At 39.6% G+C, this 21472-nt stretch carries 19 protein-coding genes; 12 read left to right on the top strand and 7 right to left on the bottom strand.

Annotated features, from left to right (window positions below; genetic code table 11):
- Positions 1 to 156 precede the first annotated feature (156 nt).
- A complete protein-coding gene (locus HGR01_RS13485; RefSeq protein WP_045870594.1) occupies positions 157 to 609 on the top strand; it encodes a YidH family protein in 453 nt (150 codons plus the stop codon).
- Between the two features lie 97 nt (positions 610 to 706).
- On the opposite strand, the gene HGR01_RS13490 is transcribed toward HGR01_RS13485, so the two are convergent.
- Positions 707 to 1207, bottom strand: a complete 501-nt coding sequence (locus HGR01_RS13490) for a hypothetical protein (RefSeq protein WP_045870595.1) — start codon at positions 1205 to 1207, stop codon at positions 707 to 709.
- Positions 1208 to 1429: 222 nt separating this feature from the next.
- On the opposite strand from HGR01_RS13490, the gene psb34 reads away from it, so the two are divergent.
- The gene (psb34, locus tag HGR01_RS13495) at positions 1430 to 1600 is read left to right on the top strand and encodes a photosystem II assembly protein Psb34 (protein ID WP_045870596.1); all 171 of its coding nucleotides are present in this window, start codon (positions 1430 to 1432) and stop codon (positions 1598 to 1600) included.
- A 336-nt stretch (positions 1601 to 1936) separates the two neighbouring features.
- Positions 1937 to 2440: a pentapeptide repeat-containing protein gene (locus tag HGR01_RS13500; protein WP_045870597.1), complete on the top strand. Its 504-nt coding sequence runs from the start codon at positions 1937 to 1939 to the stop codon at positions 2438 to 2440.
- A gap of 44 nt (positions 2441 to 2484) precedes the next feature.
- On the opposite strand, the gene HGR01_RS13505 is transcribed toward HGR01_RS13500, so the two are convergent.
- Genes HGR01_RS13505 through fraC form a run of 3 tightly spaced genes read right to left on the bottom strand, consistent with a single transcriptional unit; the run spans position 2485 to position 4955 of the window.
- Positions 2485 to 3264 (bottom strand): ABC transporter permease, encoded by a 780-nt coding sequence (locus tag HGR01_RS13505; protein ID WP_045870946.1) that lies wholly within the window; start codon positions 3262 to 3264, stop codon positions 2485 to 2487.
- A gap of 41 nt (positions 3265 to 3305) precedes the next feature.
- Positions 3306 to 4349 carry a septal junction protein FraD gene (fraD, locus tag HGR01_RS13510; protein ID WP_045870598.1) on the bottom strand — a complete coding sequence of 348 codons (1044 nt, stop codon included), beginning with the start codon at positions 4347 to 4349 and terminating at the stop codon, positions 3306 to 3308.
- A gap of 60 nt (positions 4350 to 4409) precedes the next feature.
- A complete protein-coding gene (gene fraC, locus HGR01_RS13515; protein WP_045870947.1) occupies positions 4410 to 4955 on the bottom strand; it encodes a filament integrity protein FraC in 546 nt (181 codons plus the stop codon).
- Positions 4956 to 5284: 329 nt separating this feature from the next.
- Here fraC and HGR01_RS13520 point away from each other — a divergent pair, with 329 nt between their 5' ends.
- From HGR01_RS13520 to HGR01_RS13530, 3 genes are all read left to right on the top strand, one after another.
- Positions 5285 to 6421: a cob(I)yrinic acid a,c-diamide adenosyltransferase gene (locus HGR01_RS13520; protein ID WP_045870599.1), complete on the top strand. Its 1137-nt coding sequence runs from the start codon at positions 5285 to 5287 to the stop codon at positions 6419 to 6421.
- Between the two features lie 191 nt (positions 6422 to 6612).
- Positions 6613 to 7215, top strand: coding sequence for a hypothetical protein (locus tag HGR01_RS13525; protein WP_045870600.1), 603 nt, complete (start codon positions 6613 to 6615; stop codon positions 7213 to 7215).
- Between the two features lie 839 nt (positions 7216 to 8054).
- Positions 8055 to 8393 (top strand): KGG domain-containing protein, encoded by a 339-nt coding sequence (locus tag HGR01_RS13530; protein ID WP_045870601.1) that lies wholly within the window; start codon positions 8055 to 8057, stop codon positions 8391 to 8393.
- A gap of 287 nt (positions 8394 to 8680) precedes the next feature.
- Here HGR01_RS13530 and HGR01_RS13535 read toward each other — a convergent pair whose 3' ends face one another.
- The gene (locus HGR01_RS13535; protein WP_045870602.1) at positions 8681 to 9829 is read right to left on the bottom strand and encodes an alanine--glyoxylate aminotransferase family protein; all 1149 of its coding nucleotides are present in this window, start codon (positions 9827 to 9829) and stop codon (positions 8681 to 8683) included.
- A gap of 371 nt (positions 9830 to 10200) precedes the next feature.
- Between HGR01_RS13535 and HGR01_RS13540 the strand changes: the two genes are divergently transcribed.
- Both HGR01_RS13540 and HGR01_RS13545 read left to right on the top strand, forming a co-directional pair.
- Entirely contained in the window at positions 10201 to 10851 is a 651-nt protein-coding gene (locus HGR01_RS13540; RefSeq protein WP_045870603.1) for a DUF938 domain-containing protein, read from the top strand.
- A gap of 106 nt (positions 10852 to 10957) precedes the next feature.
- Positions 10958 to 11353, top strand: a complete 396-nt coding sequence (locus HGR01_RS13545) for a DUF1499 domain-containing protein (protein ID WP_045870604.1) — start codon at positions 10958 to 10960, stop codon at positions 11351 to 11353.
- Between the two features lie 68 nt (positions 11354 to 11421).
- On the opposite strand, the gene HGR01_RS13550 is transcribed toward HGR01_RS13545, so the two are convergent.
- On the bottom strand, positions 11422 to 13023 hold the full coding sequence (locus tag HGR01_RS13550) for a helix-turn-helix domain-containing protein (RefSeq protein ID WP_045870605.1): 1602 nt from the start codon (positions 13021 to 13023) through the stop codon (positions 11422 to 11424).
- A 1441-nt stretch (positions 13024 to 14464) separates the two neighbouring features.
- Between HGR01_RS13550 and HGR01_RS13555 the strand changes: the two genes are divergently transcribed.
- The 4 genes from HGR01_RS13555 (at position 14465) to HGR01_RS13570 (ending at position 18181) form a co-directional block, all read left to right on the top strand.
- Entirely contained in the window at positions 14465 to 14812 is a 348-nt protein-coding gene (locus tag HGR01_RS13555) for a hypothetical protein (RefSeq protein ID WP_045870606.1), read from the top strand.
- Positions 14809 to 15654 (top strand): cytochrome c oxidase subunit II, encoded by an 846-nt coding sequence (gene coxB / locus HGR01_RS13560; RefSeq protein ID WP_045870607.1) that lies wholly within the window; start codon positions 14809 to 14811, stop codon positions 15652 to 15654. Before HGR01_RS13555 ends, coxB begins: the two co-directional genes overlap by 4 nt.
- 93 nt (positions 15655 to 15747) lie before the next feature.
- A complete protein-coding gene (gene ctaD / locus HGR01_RS13565) occupies positions 15748 to 17406 on the top strand; it encodes a cytochrome c oxidase subunit I (protein ID WP_045870608.1) in 1659 nt (552 codons plus the stop codon).
- A gap of 163 nt (positions 17407 to 17569) precedes the next feature.
- Entirely contained in the window at positions 17570 to 18181 is a 612-nt protein-coding gene (locus HGR01_RS13570) for a heme-copper oxidase subunit III (protein ID WP_045870609.1), read from the top strand.
- Positions 18182 to 18432: 251 nt separating this feature from the next.
- On the opposite strand, the gene HGR01_RS13575 is transcribed toward HGR01_RS13570, so the two are convergent.
- The gene (locus HGR01_RS13575) at positions 18433 to 21360 is read right to left on the bottom strand and encodes a UvrD-helicase domain-containing protein (RefSeq protein ID WP_045870610.1); all 2928 of its coding nucleotides are present in this window, start codon (positions 21358 to 21360) and stop codon (positions 18433 to 18435) included.
- Between the last annotated feature and the right edge of the window lie 112 nt (positions 21361 to 21472).

The raw sequence follows: 21472 nt of genomic DNA on the forward strand, positions 1-21472 counted from the left end.
TCAGTAGATGTGTTTTGCTGTGCGGCAAGGCTAAAAGAAGATAAAGAAGACAACGGGGTAATATTTTTACAACGGAACGCCATTTGACAGACGCGGTTAATCGCCAGTAAAGACGCGATGAATCGCGTCTCTACAAATTCTTGAAATGGAATACTGATGAATAAAATACCAAAAATAGACCGTCAACGAGAGCATCAAGCCAACGAACGCACTTTTTTAGCTTGGCTGCGTACTTCTATTGCACTAATTGGGTTTGGATTTGCGATCGCTAGATTTGGTTTATTTTTAAATCAGCTAGATATAGTCATCACCCACAGAGAACCTGATGTACATCACTTATTCAATTCGGAAAATTTAGGGATTGTCTTAGTAATTTTTGGGATTGTGATGATCGCTTTAGCTGCATGGCAATACAACCGGGTTTTCTGGCAAATTGAACGAGGCAACTATCAACCTCATCGTCTGACAGTATGGATGATGACAGGGGCTGTGATGATTTTCGGGCTACTGAGTATTCCTATTCTGTTGTTGCGTAATCCAGTTTCACCTCGCCCATCTCCTGTGATTAATCAACCCCAATCTGGTTTGGGTAAGGAACAAGGAAGATGAGAAAAAATTTAAAATTAGTCTGGGAAACACAAGGGCGAGTATTAAACTGAGTCTTTCCTTTCCCACCGGAGAATGAATTTTCAGGCTAATAGCTTATTCAATCGGCCTGTTCTGCTTTCTCCACTGTGTCGTCGTTCACCCCCAAAGTAAAAGATAAAGGGATGCGCGATGGATACGCTTTTACTACCTCTCGGTAAACATCGTAGTTTGTGGGGAATATCTTCTGTTCGGAACCCACTTTATAGCTCACCTTATACTCTACGGTTTTTAATAATTCTGGCTGACTTACCTCTTGTTGAGGTTTTTTACGCTGTTCCACCTCGCTGACAGTAGGACGGGGTGGTAGCGCAGGCCACCATAAACCCCGATCATCAGGGCCAGTCACCGCACCTTCTGGCTTGATACCATTGCGATTGAGTAAAGATGTAGTGGCAAAGTTTTCAAATTCCGGCGATGGCTCATTAATATACTTCACGCGCCAGGTATAAGTCGTCAGCGCTGTGGCTTCATAGTCGCTACTACTAACTGTACTGCAACTGCTGAGAGTTAGCGCCGTGAGCATCACCGCAGTTAAAGGCGAAAATCTGGTTATTTTCATTTGCTTTGGGAATAGCTGTCTCAAGAATGAAGCAAAAAGCCTCGTTCACGGAGTTCAACTATTTATAGAAGTCCTCTTTTCATCTTAATCCCATCACATAAGCCAGGCTTATTAATACTATCTGTAATTATTTGTCAAGTTGAGTTGACTTTTTGTAACAATCTTGTTAAATTTATTTACATAAAGTAACAAACAAAAGAAAAACAACAAAGAGAAATAACTATGTATACCACCATTAACGAAGACGGCGTTCTCAATAACTATGCAACCGAACCCCAAATGTATTACGCTGAGTACCCTGCAATTTGGGAACAACGCAAATATGTAATACAGGCTGTTTTCGCTACTTTAATAGTCACAACTTTAGTTTTAGTAGGTTTCAGCGTTAGCTAAAATTTTTGCAATTCGCTATCTGTATCTCTCATCGTCATTTGGACTTCTCCCATCAACCTCGGTTAGTTTCGCCGGGGTTTTTTTATTGCTGAGAGGTAGCTTAGAGAAGTCAGTACTTGAAAATATGACCTTTGCTTATATATCAAATTTTCCTGACTTATGTCAGAATTTTTTAGCCAAAAAGTACCTGAAAAGCTTACTTTTTCGCATATGAATGAATTTTTCTGAAATTATTATTAATTTACGGCGCTGCTTATTCACTTTTGGGGTGTACGCTCGATATACAGTAACTTTCACAATTGATTGTTGCCATAATTTACACCCTGAGGTAATACCATGAGAAATTATGCTGACAAACAGGACTTCATTTTAAGTCAAAGTAGAGATTTCAGCGGATGTGACTTGAGCGGAATAGACCTGAGAGCAGTTGATTTGAGTGGTGTTAATTTTGCGGGAGCAGATTTGCGTGGTGCAAATTTGTGCGGTTCTATTCTTACGGGTGCTAACCTGCGTGAGGCCAATCTGACGCAGGCTTCTTTATGTGATGCTGATTTAAGTGAGGCGGATTTGACTGAAGCCAAATTAATTGAAGCATCGTTAATTGAAGCAAACTTAGTGCGAGCTAATCTCGCAGGAGCGAAACTCTGTGGTGCAAAATTATTAGAAGCTAATTTAACTGAAGCTAATTTAATTGGTGCAGATTTAAGATGGGCAAATCTCACTGAGGCTAACTTAATTGAAGCTAAACTTTGGGGAAGTATTTTAACTCATACAAAGCTGGTGGATGCGATTATGCCTGATGGCACAATTCAGGAGCCGCAAATCATATTTGTTGCTTAAATATTATGGCGTGTAGGATGCGTTAATAACGCATCCTACAATGATTAAAATTCGCGGCGTGAGAAGACTAAGATTGCGATCGCTAACAGCAAGGCGCTGTAGATTAAGCCATAGCCAGCATTCGCAATCAGTGCCGTTGGTTCTGGTAATGCTTGCAAACCATAAACAGCATAGTTCTTTAAATCTAAACGCGATAAATCTGGCAATATCAAATACAAGGCTTGAGTAAGTTGTTGAATGCCTGGGCTATTGCTCAGTTTCCCAAATTTCAATAAATCTTGAGTGATGTTACCCAATAAATATACAGCCAAAGTCAAAACTATTGCTAATAGGGAACTAGTAAATACGCCCAAACTAATAGCCACAGCAGCAATTAAAGATGTTTGCAAAAATAAAAAAATTGCGGCAATTAAAATACTATTTGCGGAATGATGGATATGTCCAAATTGTAAAAATATCAAATAAATGCCAGTCATAATGGCAATCAGTAAGGCGAGGACAGCCGATAAACCCAAGTATTTACCAGTAATAAATTCACTGCGACTAATGGGTTTGGCAATTAACATCAAAACAGTACGCTTTTCTATTTCTTTGTTAACTAGTCCAGTGCCGACAAATACAGCCACAATTAAGGCAATCACACTCATCGCCGCAATACCGAAGTCCAAAAACATTTTGCCATCGGTATTAGCAGCAACTTCAGGTAGTAAACGAATAGCGGCGGCAAGTATGAGGATGTACACACCGATAATATAAAGGATGCGATCGCGAATTACTTCCTGAAATACATTTTTGGCGATCACAAAAATTCTACTGAAATTCAGCATATCTAATGAATGTTGCATTTTAGCAATTTTGAATTAATTTATCTTTCTGCTGGCGGTAATCCCAGAATTGGTTTACTAACCTTGCCACACTCAACTTCGGCGATGATGGGTTTTTCATCGGGTTTTGAATTAGTGGCTCTGCTCGTAGTATCTGCAATTGGTCGAATTTGACAGGACTGCTTGAGATAATAACCGCGTCTGTCAGAACTAGGGCCAGTCCAAATACTGAGAATATCTAGTATATATTCATCTTTTTTGCGAGGATTAGGGTTGGAAATTCGTGGTTCAATCCGCCATAAAATCTTCTCGTCTTTTTGTCTGAGGCGTTTATCTTGAATTACTTGCTCTGCTATATTACTAAGATTTGCATTAGCATTTTGTAGCCATTTCTCGACTTGTGACCAAGGCTGTTTATCGATTTGATTCTCTAATTTTGGTCTAATTTCTCTCAGAATTAAAGCACCGTTAGGTGGAATATTTGTTGGCAATTCTGTTTTAACTACAAAGGCACTGTTTTTGAAATTATCAGACAATAAACTAGGATATTTTTCTACCCAGTTATTGACAACAAAATAGAATTGCAGCCAGCAACTTAACACCATACAGCTAGCTACCAATACAATTATTCTTTGGCGGTCTTCTGGTTTAGGAATCTGAGCTTTAGCATCCGTACCACTTCCTTCAAAAAATTCGGGTACGGCGGTAATTAGTGCCGAGATTGTCGGCCACAAAACTATAGTATTTGGGGTAATACCAGTATTATTTTGTTGCCCAAATGCAAACACACTTACTAAAAATCCAGTGATGACTGCACCAACAGGCATAAAAGTACCCGGAACCCTTAAAGGGTCATCGGTAGTATACCAAGATGTACCAGCTATTAAAAATAACCAACCAAAAAATGCAATTACATCCTTAATAGGAGGCGTAGCAAAGTAAGATATTGCCCAAGAAAAGACACTTAAATATATCAATGTCTGCCAGGAATAAGCTTTAGGAGGGACAAATATCTTTTTAAGCCTAGCGTATATATCTGAAATAAAATTGGTTACACCCAATAAATCCTTAAATATTGTGTTCATTGATTTACCTCTAACTCATTTAATACACACCATCTTAATACCGCAGACTAAGTTATTAAATTAGAAAACTTTATTCCGAATCAGTAGAACAAAAGTTATAGCCGTATAACTCAATGAATTAGCTATTAATAAAGTAGAAACTAAATTATTACTAATTAATTTAGAGCGTTTGAGCTTACGCCAGTTTGGTGGTTCGTTGCTTGTCGTTTCTTCTCTCTTTTTCCAAAATTCTTCATTGAGTAAGAGTGAGAAACCTCTGAGCAGAAATAACTTGACAATAAACGTAGCAAAGAAAATTATAAAAGCAGATAAAATAATGACAGTTTGCGTATTAGAATATTTAACCGTGTTGAAGAATATATAGTTAATTAATTCTGTCCGCAACTGCAGGGGCAACATAGGCTCTATGACGAAAAACGCTACCCAACCAATCACGCTGGAAAAGAGATTAATAGATATTGCATAAAAAATGCTAGTTTTTTTGTCAAATTTTAATCTTCTGTTGAAACAGTAGCCTTCTATAGAGATGGCCATCAGTATAAATAAGAGATCAAACAAAATTGCGCCTATCGGCAATACTCTGGGAAGAGTCCAATCGTCAAACATAAACCTTCCTCTGTAAGGGTTAACTTTAGAGAGTATAACTGGCATACCCACTGTGATGGGGGCAATTATCTCATTGTTCTTGCCTTTTACCATCGGGATGTGCCAGTATTTTTCGGGGACTGGGGACTGGGGACTGGGGAATGGGGAATGGGGAATGGGTGAAAAATTAAGACTTCAAATTTAATACATATATTTAATGTTCTATGCCCAATGCCCAATGCCCAATGCCCAATGCCCAATGCCCAATGCCCAAATATCATAGCCGCTCTACCTGAGAGTGCAAGACGTTCGTTAAGATTAAAAATTGCTACATTAGAGCTTTTCGAGAAATGACAAGGAACGGTATCGGTATTCGCACGGCGCAAGTGCGTCCTGAACGGCTCACTGGTCAAATTCACGTCTACGATGGTGCTGGGAAAGGGAAGTCCCAAGCAGCTTTAGGCGTGGTTTTGCGCTCGATTGGCTTGGGAATTAATACACCGAGCAATGCAAATCGTGTCTTATTACTAAGATTCTTAAAGGGGCCAGAACGAGATTATGATGAGGACGGCGCAATTGCTGCATTGCAGCGCGGCTTTCCTCATTTAATTGACCAAGTACGAACTGGGAGAGCAGAATATTTTGGCCCTGACGAAATTACTGCCTTTGACTGTGCTGAAGCAGCTAGAGGTTGGGATGTCGCTAAAGGTGCGATCGCCTCTGGTTTATATTCTGTTGTAGTTCTCGATGAAATTAACCCAGTTCTAGATTTAGGTTTGCTGGAAGTTGATGAAGTTGTACGGACACTTAAGTCTAAACCCCAGGATTTAGAAATTATTGCTACTGGACGTGCTGCACCGCAAAAGCTGCTAGATATTGCCGATTTACATTCGGAAATGAAGCCTCAACATCACCCCACAGCAGAAGCATTGCTAATTGAGGGGATTGAGATTTATACGGGTGCTGGCAAAGGTAAGTCTACCAGCGCTTTAGGTAAGGCATTACAAGCTATAGGTAGAGGAATCAATCATCCTGGCTCTACCCGCGTAATGATTATGCAATGGCTCAAAGGTGGTAGTGGCTACACAGAAGACGCTGCGATCGCAGCCTTACAGCAATCATATCCAGAGGTAGTGGATCATCAACGTTGTGGAAGAGATGCGATCGTCTGGCGCAATTCTCGCCAAGAATTAGACTACGTAGAAGCCGAAAGAGGTTGGGAAATTGCCAAAACTGCGATCGCTTCTGGATTGTATAAAACCATTATTTTGGATGAACTCAATCCCACCGTTGACTTAGAATTACTCCCCGTAGAACCGATTGTGCAAGCATTACTTCGCAAACCCCGTGATACGGAAGTAATTATCACCGGTCGCTGTCAAAATCAACCTTCATACTTTGATTTAGCCAGCGTTCACTCCGAAGTTTATTGCCACAAACACTATGCCAATCACGGCGTAGAACTAAAACGTGGCGTAGATTTTTAAATTGGGTGTTTGGTGTTTGGTATTCGGTATTTATAATTAGTTGTTCCCATTCCCCATTACCCCTTTTCCCTTCCCCCATTCCCCAATCTAACTGTGTCCTTTTATTACTAATTAATAAGTAATTCCTCTCAGGCTTTTTAACCATTTTTTCAAGTAGTTTTTATTATCCACTTATAAAAAATGGTTACAATATGCTGTTTCGTAAATTACTTACTTTACCAGCTGTTCTAGCTGTTTTAGGCAGTACATTTCCGGCTTTTGCTATTCCATCAGAAGTATTTATTTCTGAATTGCCAGAAATTCAGCAAAGCTTACCACCAGGTTATGCAATGCGTTTACCCGAACAAATTCGCTTAGGAGATGGTAGTAATCGCGATTTGCTCAGTAAACTAACTGTCAAAGTTTTTTCTAGCAATTCGCCTCGCAGTATGATTGTGGGTTTATTCAGTTGTGAAACTACTGATACGTCTTGTTTAGTAGGCAGTTTTAGCGTTGATAGCCCCAATTCTGTCACTGCAATCAAAGAATTTTATAAACACAGACACACAGGTAAGCCAGTTTCTTTAGGAAAAAATATTCAAGGGTATTTATTAGAAGGAAATCAGCAAAATCCACCACAACCTTTTTCTTCATTGATGTGGCAGCAAGATGCATTAGTCCACACAGTTTCGTTCCCCGTTAAAGAACGGCAAAATATTCTCTGGATGGGTTATTCGATGGTGCATCAGCCACCTGTTCGCCGCACCTATGCGAAGTTGAAAAGACCAAGTCCGGTATTGTCGGCTGAGAAGTAAAACAGAGTAATTTGTAATTCGTAATTCGTAATTCGTAATTACAAAATTGTTGCTAGGGATAACCCAGAACCCTGACTTTTTGAAAAATTCGGGGTTTTAAATCTTACTAAAGTACGAGATTTTCTACAGTTTGCTTGAATCGAGGCGTGAAAATAGTTTAGGCTGAAATTGTCTACCTATTTTTTTTAAGGTGAACAATGCCAGAGCCTGATAAGAACATTTTAAAAATACAGCCAATCACGCTAGTGTTGATTATCTCGGCTTTAATTCTTTTACCTCTTTTATTCGCTGGTTTTCTATCCCAGTAAATTCTAGAGCAATTGAAATTCCTCAACCCAACTGATTACCAAGCATTTGAGGAATTTGAGGAGAGCGATCGCGCTTTGCAATATGTACCAATTCTTCATCATTCGCTAAATATCCATAAATTTTAGGGTAGGGAAATCCTACCCTCTATAGATTTTGGTACGTATTAACAATTCTCAGCTACTAATTCACTAGTTGGTCATTTTTGGAAAAAATCAGATTTTCTCTATTAAGCAAGCTCTGCAAAAAGAGAATTTATCAAGTTTGCTGGAGCCTAGAATTTAAAGCTTTTTTAAAAATTTTTCTGCGATTTTTTAGTTCAGGTAGATTATCGCTAATTCTAGGTTTCAGTATATATCTTTGTATATATATATAGTCATGCTCTAACCGTAAATCTTTCTCCCTAAGGAGACATGAATACAACTCAATTTGGTAGCTAACTTTAGAAAGTAATTATTTGACATAAGAAACCGAACAAGGTTTCCACTGGCTACAAAAGTCAAAAGCTTTAGTTAGTTAAAAGGAGTTTTCAAATGTCAGACACCAGTAAGCGCGGTTTTGCTTCTATGGATGAAGATAAACAACGCGAAATTGCTAGTAAAGGCGGACACGCTGCTCATGAAAAAGGTACAGCACACGAGTTTACCTCTGAGGAAGCCCGTGAAGCTGGACGCAAGGGCGGTGAAGCTGTAAGCCAAGACAGAGAACACATGGCTGAAATTGGCAGCAAAGGCGGCAAGAGTTCCCACAGAGGCAGCAGCAAATCAAATAATAATAATGATGAGGACAATAACGAAGAAGGCAAAGGCACTCAGGGTGGTACCCGAGGGCAACATTCTCAAGCTGGAAAGCAAAGCCACAAGAATCAATAGAGGTTAATAGGGATTGGGGACTAGGTACTGGGTACTGGGTACTGGGAACAGTTTATTTTTATGCCTTTGTTGTGTCATTTATCACATCAGAGGCTAACTTGAAAATGGGCATAGGGCATAGGGCATGGGGCATGGGGCATTGGAAATACAGGTTTTCATTTTTGGTTGTGGGTTTTTCCCATGAGGGGCTAACTTGAAAAACTTATGATAGCTGGGTAAAAAGACTACTTTGTAGTTCCTAATCCCCAGTCCCTAATCCCTAGTTCCTAATCCCTAGTTCCTAATCCCTATTTAGGTAATACCTGGCGCAGTGCTTCTAAAAGTCTATCAACACTTTCTTTACGGCTGTTAAAGCCCATTAGTCCAACCCGCCAAACTTTACCGGCTAGTTCGCCAAGACCACCGCCAATTTCAATGTTATGTTCATCAAGTAGCTTACGGGCAATGGCTTTGCCATCAACTCCTTCAGGGATGCGAACAGTGGTTAGTGTTGGGAGACGATATTCTCGCTCTACGTGCATACTTAATCCAATATCTTCCAAACTATCCCAGAGATACTCTACATTTTTTTGATGACGTTGCCAGCTGTTTGCTAGTCCTTCTTCCGCCACTAAACGTAGTGCTTCCCGTAATGCATAGTACAGATTAATGGGTGCTGTATGGTGATAGATGCGTTCAGTACCCCAATATTTACTCAGCAAGTTCATATCTAAATACCAGTTAGCAACCTTGCTACGTCTGTTTTGCAATTTCTCTACAGCACGGGGACTCATGGTAAAGGGTGAAGCACCCGGAGGACAACCCAAGCCTTTTTGACTACAGCTGTAAGCAAGGTCTACTCCCCAATTATCTAAAAATATGGGTACTCCACCCAAGCTGGTAACGGTATCTACTAGTAATAGTGTGTCAAATTCACGACATAAATCAGCTACCCCTTCCAACGGCTGACGTGCGCCAGTGGAGGTTTCCGCATGAACTAAGGCGAGAATTGCTGGGCGATGAGTTTCTAGTGCTGTGCGGATTTCATCTAAATTGAAGACTTGTCCCCAAGGTTTAGTAATAGTGCGGACATCTGCGCCATATCTTCCCGCCATATCTACAAGGCGATTGCCAAAATATCCCGCTACACCAATTAATACGACATCGCCAGGTTCTGTGATATTGGCGATGGTTGCTTCCATTGCGGCTGTTCCTGTACCGCTAACTGCAATTGTCAGGGGGTTTTCTGTCTGCCATACGTAGCGTAGCAATGACTGAATTTCATCCATCAAAGCCAGAAAAGCAGGATCAAGATGCCCAACTGGTGAGGTATTCATTGCCTGAAGAACGGCTGGATGAGCATTGGAAGGCCCCGGCCCCAATAGTAGACGATTTGGCGTTGCTAAAGGTGCAAGTTGTAACCTTTGACTATCGTTGATTGATACGGTATGCGTCATGATTTTTTGTAAGCTATGCGGTACTTACCGCATCATAGAGCGATCGCATCACCGTTTTTTGAGTGATTCTCAGGATTCTTAATTTTGCTTATCAATGAGTGCTGAAGTAAGATGCAGCATACTTTTACAAGCATCCAAAGCAAGATATTTCAGCGAAAATTACTAATTTAGATAACGTTGCTCTCGGTATTATGGTCTTGATGGCAGTTATCCCAATACGGTTCGGATAAGTCTTTTGCATCTCCCTCGTGATTTGGGAAAAGGGTAATGGGAAAAGGGTAAGGGTGAATTCAATCCTTTTCCCCTTTTCCCTTTCCCCCTTAACCGAACTGTATTGGCAGTTATCCCACTTTCTTTCTCCAACTACAGGAATGACACCACAAGACGCAAGGCAAGAAGCACCCGCAACCCAGCGCAACCGCGAACCGATTTTAGAAGTACTTTTACAAGTATTACCTGCGAGTGGCACGATACTGGAAATAGCTGCTGGAACTGGCGAACATTCAGTGTTTTTTGCCCCCAAATTCAAACCGCGCCAGTGGCTACCTACAGATGTAAACCCACAGTCACTCGCCAGCATTAGTGCCTGGATTGAACACTGCGGCTGTGAGAATATTTATCCACCGCAAACGCTGGATGTGAGAGAAGCAGTTTGGACAGTGGAAACAGGAGTAGTCAGCGAGTGGCTTCAGACTTCACCAATTACTGCGATCGTTAATATTAATATGATTCATATTTCATCTTGGTCAGCTTGTCTGGGGCTAATGGCAGGGGCAAATCGTATCCTTCAACCGGGAGATATTCTGTATTTATACGGCCCATTTAAACGCGGTGGAGAACATACAGCACCGAGTAATGCTGCTTTTGATGAATATTTACGCGCCCAAAATCCAGAGTGGGGTGTGCGTAACTTAGAGGATGTCATTGCAGTAGCTAATGCAGAAAATTTTGTCTTCAAACAGATTTACCAAATGCCCGCAAATAATCTTTCCGTAGTGTTTGAACGTTCTGCTAATGAATGAATTTAATTCGTATTCCTATATATTCCATCTCAGGTGGCTTGCTTGTGAGCAATTAATTCTTCTAGAGTGAATACGACTTTAAATTACAAAATTTCACAAGATAATTATGGTTTTTGCAGGTAAAAGACCTAATAACTTAGGGGTTAACAACGGGAAACTAGCATCTTGTCCCAATAGCCCTAACTGTGTATCTAGCCAAAGTACAGATGCAGTCCATCAAATTGCCCCACTGACTTTTACATCAACGCCAGAAGAAGCGATCGCCAATCTTAAAAGTATCATTGAGTCTTTACCCAGAACTCAAATCATTACTGAAAGTACTGATTATCTGTATGCAGAATTTAAAAGTGCCTTATTAGGCTTCGTGGATGATGTCGAATTTTATCTTGACCGCAACGCAAATGTCATTCAAGTGCGTTCAGCTTCTCGCTTGGGTCAAAGCGATTTAGGTGTAAATCGTCAACGCATAGAAACTATTCGCGCCAAGTTCAACGAAGCTTAAATGAGGACAAGGGGGCGGGGTAGAGACGCGATGAATCGCGTCTTTACAAGCACGGGGAGAAATTCTCATTACCCATTACCCATCGCCAATGCTTTTTGTAATAACATTTGGTCTTCTAACTTAGCTTCAAAACGCCCATTTTCAATATCACGAATCCAACTTTGGCTTTTACCTGTTAGCTTTGCTAAGTCTCTTTGGCTTAACCCTAGTCTTTTTCTCGCCTCAAGAATATATTCAACAGAAAGCGCTATTTGTGGTTTTAATTTTGTTTTGCGGCTAGTAGTTCGCTGCTTTTTCTTAGATTTGGCAAGTTGTTTTTTCCACTCTGGTGGAACTTCAAAATATAAGATGCGGGCATTCATGAGTCGATTCCACTTACCACGAGGGGCTGCATCGGTTAATCGCGTACCGTTACTACCATCATCAATCCAGAAGTCCAATGCGGCTTCTGCATCTTCAGGAATATCAACTAATTTTGCCCATAAAGGTTGAATTTCTAATGGGTAGGTAACAGGATCGAATATAGGTTTGAGTCCATGATAATTAAGTACTTCTAAATCGCTTTCAAATATTCTTAAGAGGCGTTGGCGATGCTCTGGGTGTCCAGAGACTTGGCTCAGTTTTCGCTCGCCATAAGCAACTCTCATGAGGGTGGGGATAGTAATGCGTTGTTCTCTACCTATTTTGGTTTTAAATAATAACCACAGCATCATCCGCGCTGCACCTTCATGCTGTTGCCAAATGCTCATGACTACATTTAGTAAAGCTTTAGGTAAGGTACCGTATTGATAGAAAGCAGTACGCTCTTTGCAGCCTTGGCGATTGAGAAAATACTCTGCCCACTGACCGACTTTAATTGTAAAGGTCAACCCAACTAGATGTTTGCATCCTAAATCGTCTTCTTGAAAGTGGTGTTGAATATCTAATAAATGCCACAAGCGGCTTTTTTCTAGGTATACCCCTGGAATCTTCCCTTTTGCGGGTAAATCAATAGAAGCGATCAGTTGACAGGGTTGTTGAGCAAGTTCTTTAATCAAAGCTAGCTTGGTAGTTTTGCTCAAGTCTTTACGTTTCTCTAGCCCTAGATAGTCCTCAATCTGTCGGTCGTTGATGGTAAACTTTTCTTCCCAAGGTTGATCTAGGTTAGTGGCGTGAGCGGCATATATTAAGTGCATACAAGCAGATCTAATATCAAATGCCTCGATCGCAGATAAAGCCTTGGCACCTTTAAGTACGCTTTCTGGCTCGGAATTTACGCTATCCGTCACTCGGAATGCGATCGCACCTTTACCACCATTAATTTGTCGTTGATAATATAACTCTCCATCCGCATCAACTTGCCAAGGAAGCGATTGACGCTGGGCTAAAACATTGCATAATTCCCAAATAACAATAGCTGAGGCAAAAGGATGTCCTTTCCCATCGGTAAATAGCTTCTGACTGGTAATGACATTAGCATCAACCTTGCATCTACCCTTTTTTGCTTGATAAGGCACTGGAGAATTGACAGGGCAACAAAGGACACACTGCGGTGTCATATAACCTTCGCAATCATTACACAAACTCGGATCTATCCAGTAGTCACCATCGATAACTTGGATCGCACCTTCAGGACACTGAGGAAGGCAATGGTCACACTGAATACAGCGCTTAGTAATGGCATAGGGCATAGTATTGTAAGAGTGATTTTTAAATTGAAATGCTAAATCAAGCCGTAGATAGCTACGGAATTCAGCTTTTATCTATTCCTCTCGGTGGCAAAGATGCCGAATTTTCTAGATGTTGCTAATACGCGATCGCCGCAAAATTTTAATTAGTTAAAAATTAATTGCTGTTGATTCCAAAATTATTCTGCTATCCGCATTGATCTATCTTAACCTTAGTAAATTTTTTAACCAAAAGCATCTGATTTTTTTGTTCATTTTGAACTATTAAATGAATCTTCACATTTGCCAAACAATTATTATACAGAATAGCTTTCACTAACATTTAGTTACCGATTTTAACATAAATGTAACAAACCTATTTCTAGTTTAATAAATGATGTTAGGAAAGGCATAAAATGGGATTTCTTGCCATAAAATTATTATTGTTTTAAGCATCTGTTGGAAAAATGTAGGGATTTGCGTCACAGCGATTTGAATATATCAAAATCAGGAAAATTTGACATTATTAAATTTAATTGATATTTAATATTCAAAAAAGTCTCTTTTTTTAGCAATATTTGGATAATTTTAATTTTGTGATCTGTATATAGCAATCCACTTTGATTTCTGAAATTATTTGCGTAGGAAGGAATATTTGAGGAATTTAGTTGTAATTGATGAATTGTGTATGTTGAAACACAGAATATGGAGAGTACAAGCGCGCTTCACTTAATTAATAACTCATTAACATTTCTTGACTGGAGAAGAATAACTTAACAAATAGCTTCTGATGTTGCCTCAGTAGAGCTTTGTCTTGAGTACAGAAACGCTAGTACCCCTACCTGTAAGTAAATATTCCTCCCCTCAAAAAAATACTAGTACCCCACCATAAAAAAACTTTGAAATCTTTACTAGGCAGGGGTTTCAACAGTTGAGTACATCCCTAATTAAATGCTGTTACTAGATGAGGTAGCTGATATAACACTTTTGATAGATAGAACTCAGGCAAGTGTCATCAATTTCTATCGCAGTTGTATTTGATATATGAACAGGACAAGGAAACAAAGGTAACAAGGAGGATAAATTAAAGAGATATTTGTAACTTCTACACAGATTGCTATAGTTGAGACTTTCAATAATAGATAGTTAAGAACTATAAATTCTAAAGAAAGTCTAAAAAATATAGTCTTACCTGAGTAGATTGAAGCCAAATATCTTTTTTTGTGATATGTATCACGAAAAACCTACTTAACATTCCTAACTTATATTTAGCTGGCTATTTGTTTCAGTCTTAATATAAACGCGATAAACATAAGTTAAAGTAATACCTGCATATATCAAATATCAACGAGGTTATCTGTGAATTGTAAAGATTATTGACATTTAAAACTGGAATTAACCAGATTTAAAATGCAGAACTTATACCTCCGCATCTATAGGAATATGCGGTTTTGCAGTCATGCTTATGAAATCTAAACTCTTAAGAATGCTCACAGTATTTTTATTAAGCTTAGTAGTGCTTTCTCCAGCTTTAGTGGCAATAATTATAGTTTGGCAGGAGCATCTAAATTTTCAGGCAACACAAAACCTAGTGTATGCTGTTTCCGATGTTCAGCAATTCACTAATCACGGTGTCACTATGGCTATTTCTATATTATTATGGCTGATAATTTTGGCTCCTATTGGCCTTTGTTTAGGAATTACTTTGCATAAGGGCTATGTTGCTTATCGTGCTGCTGTGCTACAAAGAAAAATCCAAATGTTGGAAAAAATGTGGCAGCAAAATACTTATCCAGAGGAAATTATTTTATGAAACAAATTCCCCTTGGGATTATAACTTTAATTGCAGGTATCTTAATTACGCTAATTAGCTTGTGGGTAGGACAAAATAATCATCTTTTGCCTGTTCAAGCTTCCGCACAAGCGCCTTTAGTAGATGATTTCTTTAATGTGATGGTAGCCATTGGGACTGCTTTATTTTTAGTAGTACAAGGGGCCATCCTGTTTTCTGTAATTAAGTTTCGTCGGCGGCCTGGAGATAATGGCGATGGCCTGCCAATTGAAGGTAGCTTTCCCCTAGAAATTTTGTGGACTATTATCCCCGGAATCATTGTAATTGGATTGGGGGTTTACAGCGTAGATGTTTACACCGAGATGGGCGGGATGGATGAGATTGGTCATCACGGTATGACCCACGAGTCAATGATGGCACAACCCGAATCAAACCCCATTGGTATTGGTTCGACACCTGCAACCGAAGGTAAACCACCATCTTTAGTAGTTAACGTCACCGGAATGCAATATGCTTGGCTGTTCAACTATCCCGATAGCGATGTGAATACAGGCGAACTGCACGTTCCCATCGGTCAAGATGTATTACTGAATATCTCTGCAAATGATGTAATTCACTCATTTTGGGTGCCTCAGTTTCGGTTGAAGCAAGATGCAATTCCTGGTCAACCTACACAGTTGCGGTTCACCGCCACCAAAACAGGAACCTATCCCATAGTTTGCGCCGAACTGTGTGGTGGCTATCACGGTAGTATGCGTACTTCTGTAGTTGTCCACACCCCAGAAGATTACGATCGCTGGTTGGCAGAAAATCGCGTAGCCCAACAGCCAGAAATGGATCAAACCGTTGCCGTCAATCCATAAGCGTTTTTCCAGATAATACCAACTTCGGATAGCTAGTCTTGTTTTATTCAAGATTTTCAATCCAAAATCTCAAATCCAAAATCCAAAATTGGTATGACACAATTAGAAACTCCCAAATCTACAACAGTCGTTACCCACCACGAAGTACCCGAAAAGTGGAAATGGTACGACTATTTCACCTTTAATATCGATCACAAAGTCATTGGCATTCAATATCTGGTAACCGCCTTTGTGTTTTACCTGATTGGTGGATTAATGGCGATGGCGATCCGCATCGAATTAAATACACCAGATGCAGATTTTCTCGATCCCAACCTTTACAACGCCTTCATGACCAACCACGGCACATTAATGATTTTTATGTGGATTGTGCCGGCGGCGATTGGGGGATTTGGTAACTTCCTGATTCCCTTGATGGTGGGGGCGCGAGATATGGCGTTTCCCAAATTGAATGCGATCGCATTTTGGTTAAATCCGCCGGCTGGGGCCTTACTTTTGGGTAGCTTCTTCTTTGGTGGTTCTCAAAGTGGCTGGACTGCTTACCCACCATTGAGTTTAATCACAGCTAACACTGCCCAATCAATGTGGATTTTAGCGATCGTGTTGGTGGGGACTTCCTCAATTTTGGGGGCGTTAAACTTTGTCGTCACCATCTTGAAGATGAAAGTCCCCAGTATGCAATGGACGCAAATGCCCTTATTCTGCTGGGCAATTTTAGCCACTTCAGTTTTAGCCCTGCTGTCTACCCCAGTTTTAGCAGCCGGATTAGTGCTGTTATTATTTGATATCAACTTTGGCACTTCTTTCTTTAAGCCGGATGCTGGCGGAAATGTGGTGCTTTATCAGCATTTATTTTGGTTTTATTCCCACCCTGCCGTATATTTAATGATTTTGCCCATCTTCGGCATTATGTCGGAGGTGATTCCCGTTCACGCCCGTAAACCGATATTTGGCTATAAAGCGATCGCTTATTCTAGCTTGGCAATCTGCATTATTGGTTTATTTGTTTGGGTACACCATATGTTTACCAGTGGTACACCCCCTTGGATGCGGATGTTCTTTACCATTTCTACCCTGATTGTTGCTGTTCCCACTGGCGTGAAGATTTTTGGTTGGGTAGCAACTCTGTGGGGCGGTAAAATCCGCTTTACCAGTGCCATGTTATTTGCCATTGGCTTGCTATCAATGTTTGTCGTTGGCGGATTAGGCGGCGTAACCTTGGGTACAGCGCCTTTTGATATCCATGTTCACGATACATATTATGTAGTTGGTCACTTCCACTACGTATTATTTGGCGGTTCTGTATTTGGTATCTATGCGGGAATTTACCATTGGTTCCCCAAGATGACTGGCAGAATGATGAATGAAACCTGGGGAAGAGTACATTTTGCCCTGACTTTTGTTGGTACTCACCTCACTTTCCTACCCATGCACCAACTAGGGTTGCAAGGAATGCCGCGCCGTGTCGCCATGTATGACCCTCAATTTGCAGGAATTAATCATATTTGTACTATTGGCGCAATAATTCTCGGCATATCTGTAATCCCGTTCTTCTTCAACGCCATTTGGAGTTGGATGAATGGCCCCAAAGCGTCAGATAACCCTTGGGAAGCGCTGACTTTAGAATGGACAACCACTTCACCCCCAGCGATTGAAAACTGGGAAGTACTACCAGTTGTGACTCACGGCCCCTACGATTATGGGCGCAGTGATGAAGGAAAACCCACAGCGCAAACGGCTGCCTCGGTTTAACGTTAGTGGATGCGTTACGCGATCGCTAACCCATCCTACGTGAACTCTGCGTTCTCTGTGCCTCTGTGGTTTTATATGATTTTTAACCGCAGAAGACACAGAGAGAAGAAGAAGGCTGAAATTCAAGCCAATTATTTCTCCTTAAATTTAGAAATTGGAATTTATGCAGGATTCAACTTTGAACGCCCCAGAAATAGCGTTGGGTTCAGCCGCTTCCCATGAAGAACATCAAGACTTGCGGGTGTTCGGGCTGCTGACGTTTCTGGTTTCTGAGTCTTTGATGTTTGGTGGTTTTTTTGCCACTTACCTAATTTTGCGTGGTGGTGCCGCAGTTTGGCCGCCGGAAGGGACAGAGGTAGAATTACTCATACCCACAATTAACACCATCATCCTAGTTTCTAGTAGCTTTGTGATCCACTTAGGTGATACAGCGATTAAGAAAAATCATATCGCGGGGATGCGCTTATGGTATGGCATCACAGCGTTGATGGGCGCGATTTTCCTGGGAGGTCAGGTATATGAGTATCTGACTTTGGGATATGGGTTAACTACCAACGTATTTTCTAATTGCTTTTACTTGATGACAGGTTTTCACGGTTTACACGTATTTATAGGGTTGCTGTTAATACTTGGTGTACTGTGGCGATCGCGCCGTGTCGGTCATTACTCTGCTACGAAACATACTGGCATTGAAATGGCAGAAATCTACTGGCACTTTGTAGATATCATTTGGATCATTCTATTTACGCTGTTGTATATTCTGAGCGTATTTTAGAAGTTACAAGAAATGCAAAGCTGAAAGCACAAGTAGCCACAATTAAACTCAACAGCAAGCAGCAATCAGAGTTTATTTATAAATATTTTTGTAGCGTATGTTAGGCGCTTATTTTTAAGATGATTTGTCACGAAATAACTATCCTAGCGCCTAACGCACCATCCGTAAGGCGGTGCATTACTTAACTTTAGTGAGATTTAAATCCCCGACTTTTTCAAAAAGTCGGGGATCTGGGTAAAAATGCAGTAGTACTAAATTTCAGGCTTTTTCTGCTCTTTCAGTATCTTCGCTTTTTGGAAATCTAACTGGCTTAATATTTGGTAAACTCTACCTCGCTCATAATATATCTCTGCAGATTGTGGATTAATCATTAAAGCTTGATTGTAATCCTCTATCGCAGAAAGATATTGTTTGAGTTTTATCTTAGCCCTTCCTCGGCGCACATAAGCTTCAGTATATTGAGAATTTAACTGTAAGACTTGTGTGTAATCAGCTAATGCTTCTTGAAAATTTTGTTGTTCAAAGTTTTGTTTTCCAGATGCCATTAAACTTTCAATAGCTTTTTGACAAGTTTCCGTGGCTTTATCAACTATTCCTGCTAATTGATATTGTTCATATGCTTGTAACCATTGTTTTTGTTTTTCAAAATCCTTAGCTTGATATTCAGCTTTTTTAGCTATATTATTACTGTTCATCCAGCAACGTTTTTCATCATCAAATCGTCTCAATTGATGCCATTGCTGGGCCGCATCTTCCCAATGTTCTTTTACTTCCAGTAGTCGAATTTCACAGATTTGCTTATTTTCTAAATTACCTGCTTGTTGCCAACAGTTTGCTGCTGCTTCCCACTGTGCATCTTTCTCAAATAATTCAGCGGCTTGCTTGTATCTTCCAATAACTTCCCATTCTCGAGCCGCTTGTGTAAATTGACCTTTTTCTTCTAATAAATGAATATCACAGATTTGTTTTTGTGCAAAATTACCTGCTTTTCCCCAATAATGTGCTGCTGCTTCCCATTTTTGAACACGCTGGAAAAGTTTGGCAGCAGTCTCCCAATTCTCTAATTCGGCAAAAATTACCGCAGCTTCTTGATATTTACCTTCTTTTTGTAGTTGTTTAGCTCTGGCTTGCAAATATTTTAATCTATCACCTGATTTATCAAAACATTCAACAGCTTGTAGATAAAACTCAGCTTTTAAGTAATATTCTCCACGTTGCTGCCAATCTTGAACTTGTTCGGCAGAACGATTTTCTGCTATTGTTTGCATATCCTGAATTTTGTAGTAATTGATCAGTTCTGGTTGCTGCCAAAATTCAGAAATTTTTTCTTCCCAAACATTTAAAATTCGACGGGCACGAGTTACAGCTACATAAAGTAAATTCAACTCTAATAATAATCCTGGTATTTCATTCTCAGGCAATCGAGAAGGTTTTTGTAAAACTCTGTACCATAAATTCTGGTGACATTCAAAAAAATTTACTAAAAATACAGTATCAAACTCTAAACCTTTAGCTTCCTCAATTGTAAACACTAAAGAAGACTTAAAAACTGCGCGCAGATGTTCTCTTTCTGGATTGGTTCTAACTAAAATAGCATCACCTGGATGAAGAGTTTGCAGTATAGATTCCAAATGTTGATTAGAAGCAGCAACTATCCGAGTTAGTTCACCATAATTGCTAATAGCCTGAGTGTTTTTATAGGGATAAGATGTATTTAATAATCGATAACGTATTTGCAATATTTGGTTAGCTAAATTAACTAATGTGCCAACACTGCGAAAGTTGAATGTGAATGTTTCTTGCAGAGGTTGTTTTCGTCCATTTTGAAAAAATCTTGTTGTCAAGTCTTCCCAGCGAAAACCACTAGGACTAATCATTTGGTGTAAATCACCAGCAAAAAATAAATTCCCTGTCGGTGCAACGAGTCGCATGAGAAATTCTAACTGTAATTCAGTAAAATCTTGCACTTCATCACAGACAATTAAGCGATAATCTTTCAAATTGTTTTCAATGACAACTTCTAAGGCTTTCCGAGTCAAATCTATATCATCAAATCGACCATTTTCTTTAATCTTTCTTTGATACCAATAAGTAAATGCCGAGTAAAAAGTAGCACGTTTACTCAGTTGGACAATACTTGAACGTTTAGCACCTAAATGTTCATACTCAGATTGGCTTAAATAATCTGCATCCAAAGCCAGTTGACTACCTTTGATAATACTACGAATTTCATTCCAAACTAAAGCAGTAGGATATTTTTGACGTTCTTTATGTAAATAAATTTTTTCAAAAATATGAAAATTTACTTCATCTTCAGGTGAATAACTCTGTCCAGTTAGCTCAAGAATTTCTAAACATAAGTCTCTTAGGGTTTTAAACTGAAACAGAGATGTAACTTCAGGATTATTAGTACCTAATAATTGGTAAAACTGTTCTTTTGCATTATTGACTAATAAAGGATTGTAAGCAACATAAAGCCTTTTAGAAGATTGTGGGTACAGTCGGTAATCATTCAAAAGACGATATATAGCTACTGTAGTTTTGCCAGTCCCCGCACTACCTTTGAGAAGTATATCCTCGTTTATTGTAGATAATGCGTATTCTTCAGGTGTAAGTTTGAATTGTAAATCTACATCCTGGTTAATAATGGCTCGTTGCCAATCTTCGGGTGAGTCTATAATTAACCACTGTATATTACCTAAGAGTTCATCTTTATTATCTGATAACTTTGTTAAATCTAAATCTTCATCTTCTAATTGGTCAAACTCTAGTTGAGTGCGTTCAGTTTGCGGCAGTTCATTAAAATCTGATTCTATATTACCTAGAGTATTAATTATCTCTCCATCTAACCAAGTTGCATCTGGGGTTCTTTCTCTAGCTGCTTTTCTAGGAACATCATCATGATCCAAACAAATATCCTGAATGGCGATGTAAACTTCCGCCTCTCCTGTTTCAGGCTGTCTTGATTTGTCGTAAGTAAAAATTAGACGACTAGCACGATCAATCCTTGCTTCCCAAACTCTTTTATTAATACCTTTCAGCCGTTTAACTCTCAATCCACCATTAAACTGTCGCCGTCTTAGCTGATTAATGCAGTCCCAAGTTTTTTGCCGAACATTACTGCTAATATTTTTACGCAAAAACTTAACAACATCTGGATGTAGGACGATTGAGAGCATAATTTTAATTTTGTCAGCTTCGATAAATTAGTCAAAAAAATACATAGATAAATAATTAATATTTGTCTAACAGTGATTAATTCTAAATTGCCAAGTAAAATTTGCGATCGCC

Source organism: Tolypothrix sp. PCC 7712 (genome assembly GCF_025860405.1).
GTDB lineage: Bacteria > Cyanobacteriota > Cyanobacteriia > Cyanobacteriales > Nostocaceae > Aulosira > Aulosira diplosiphon.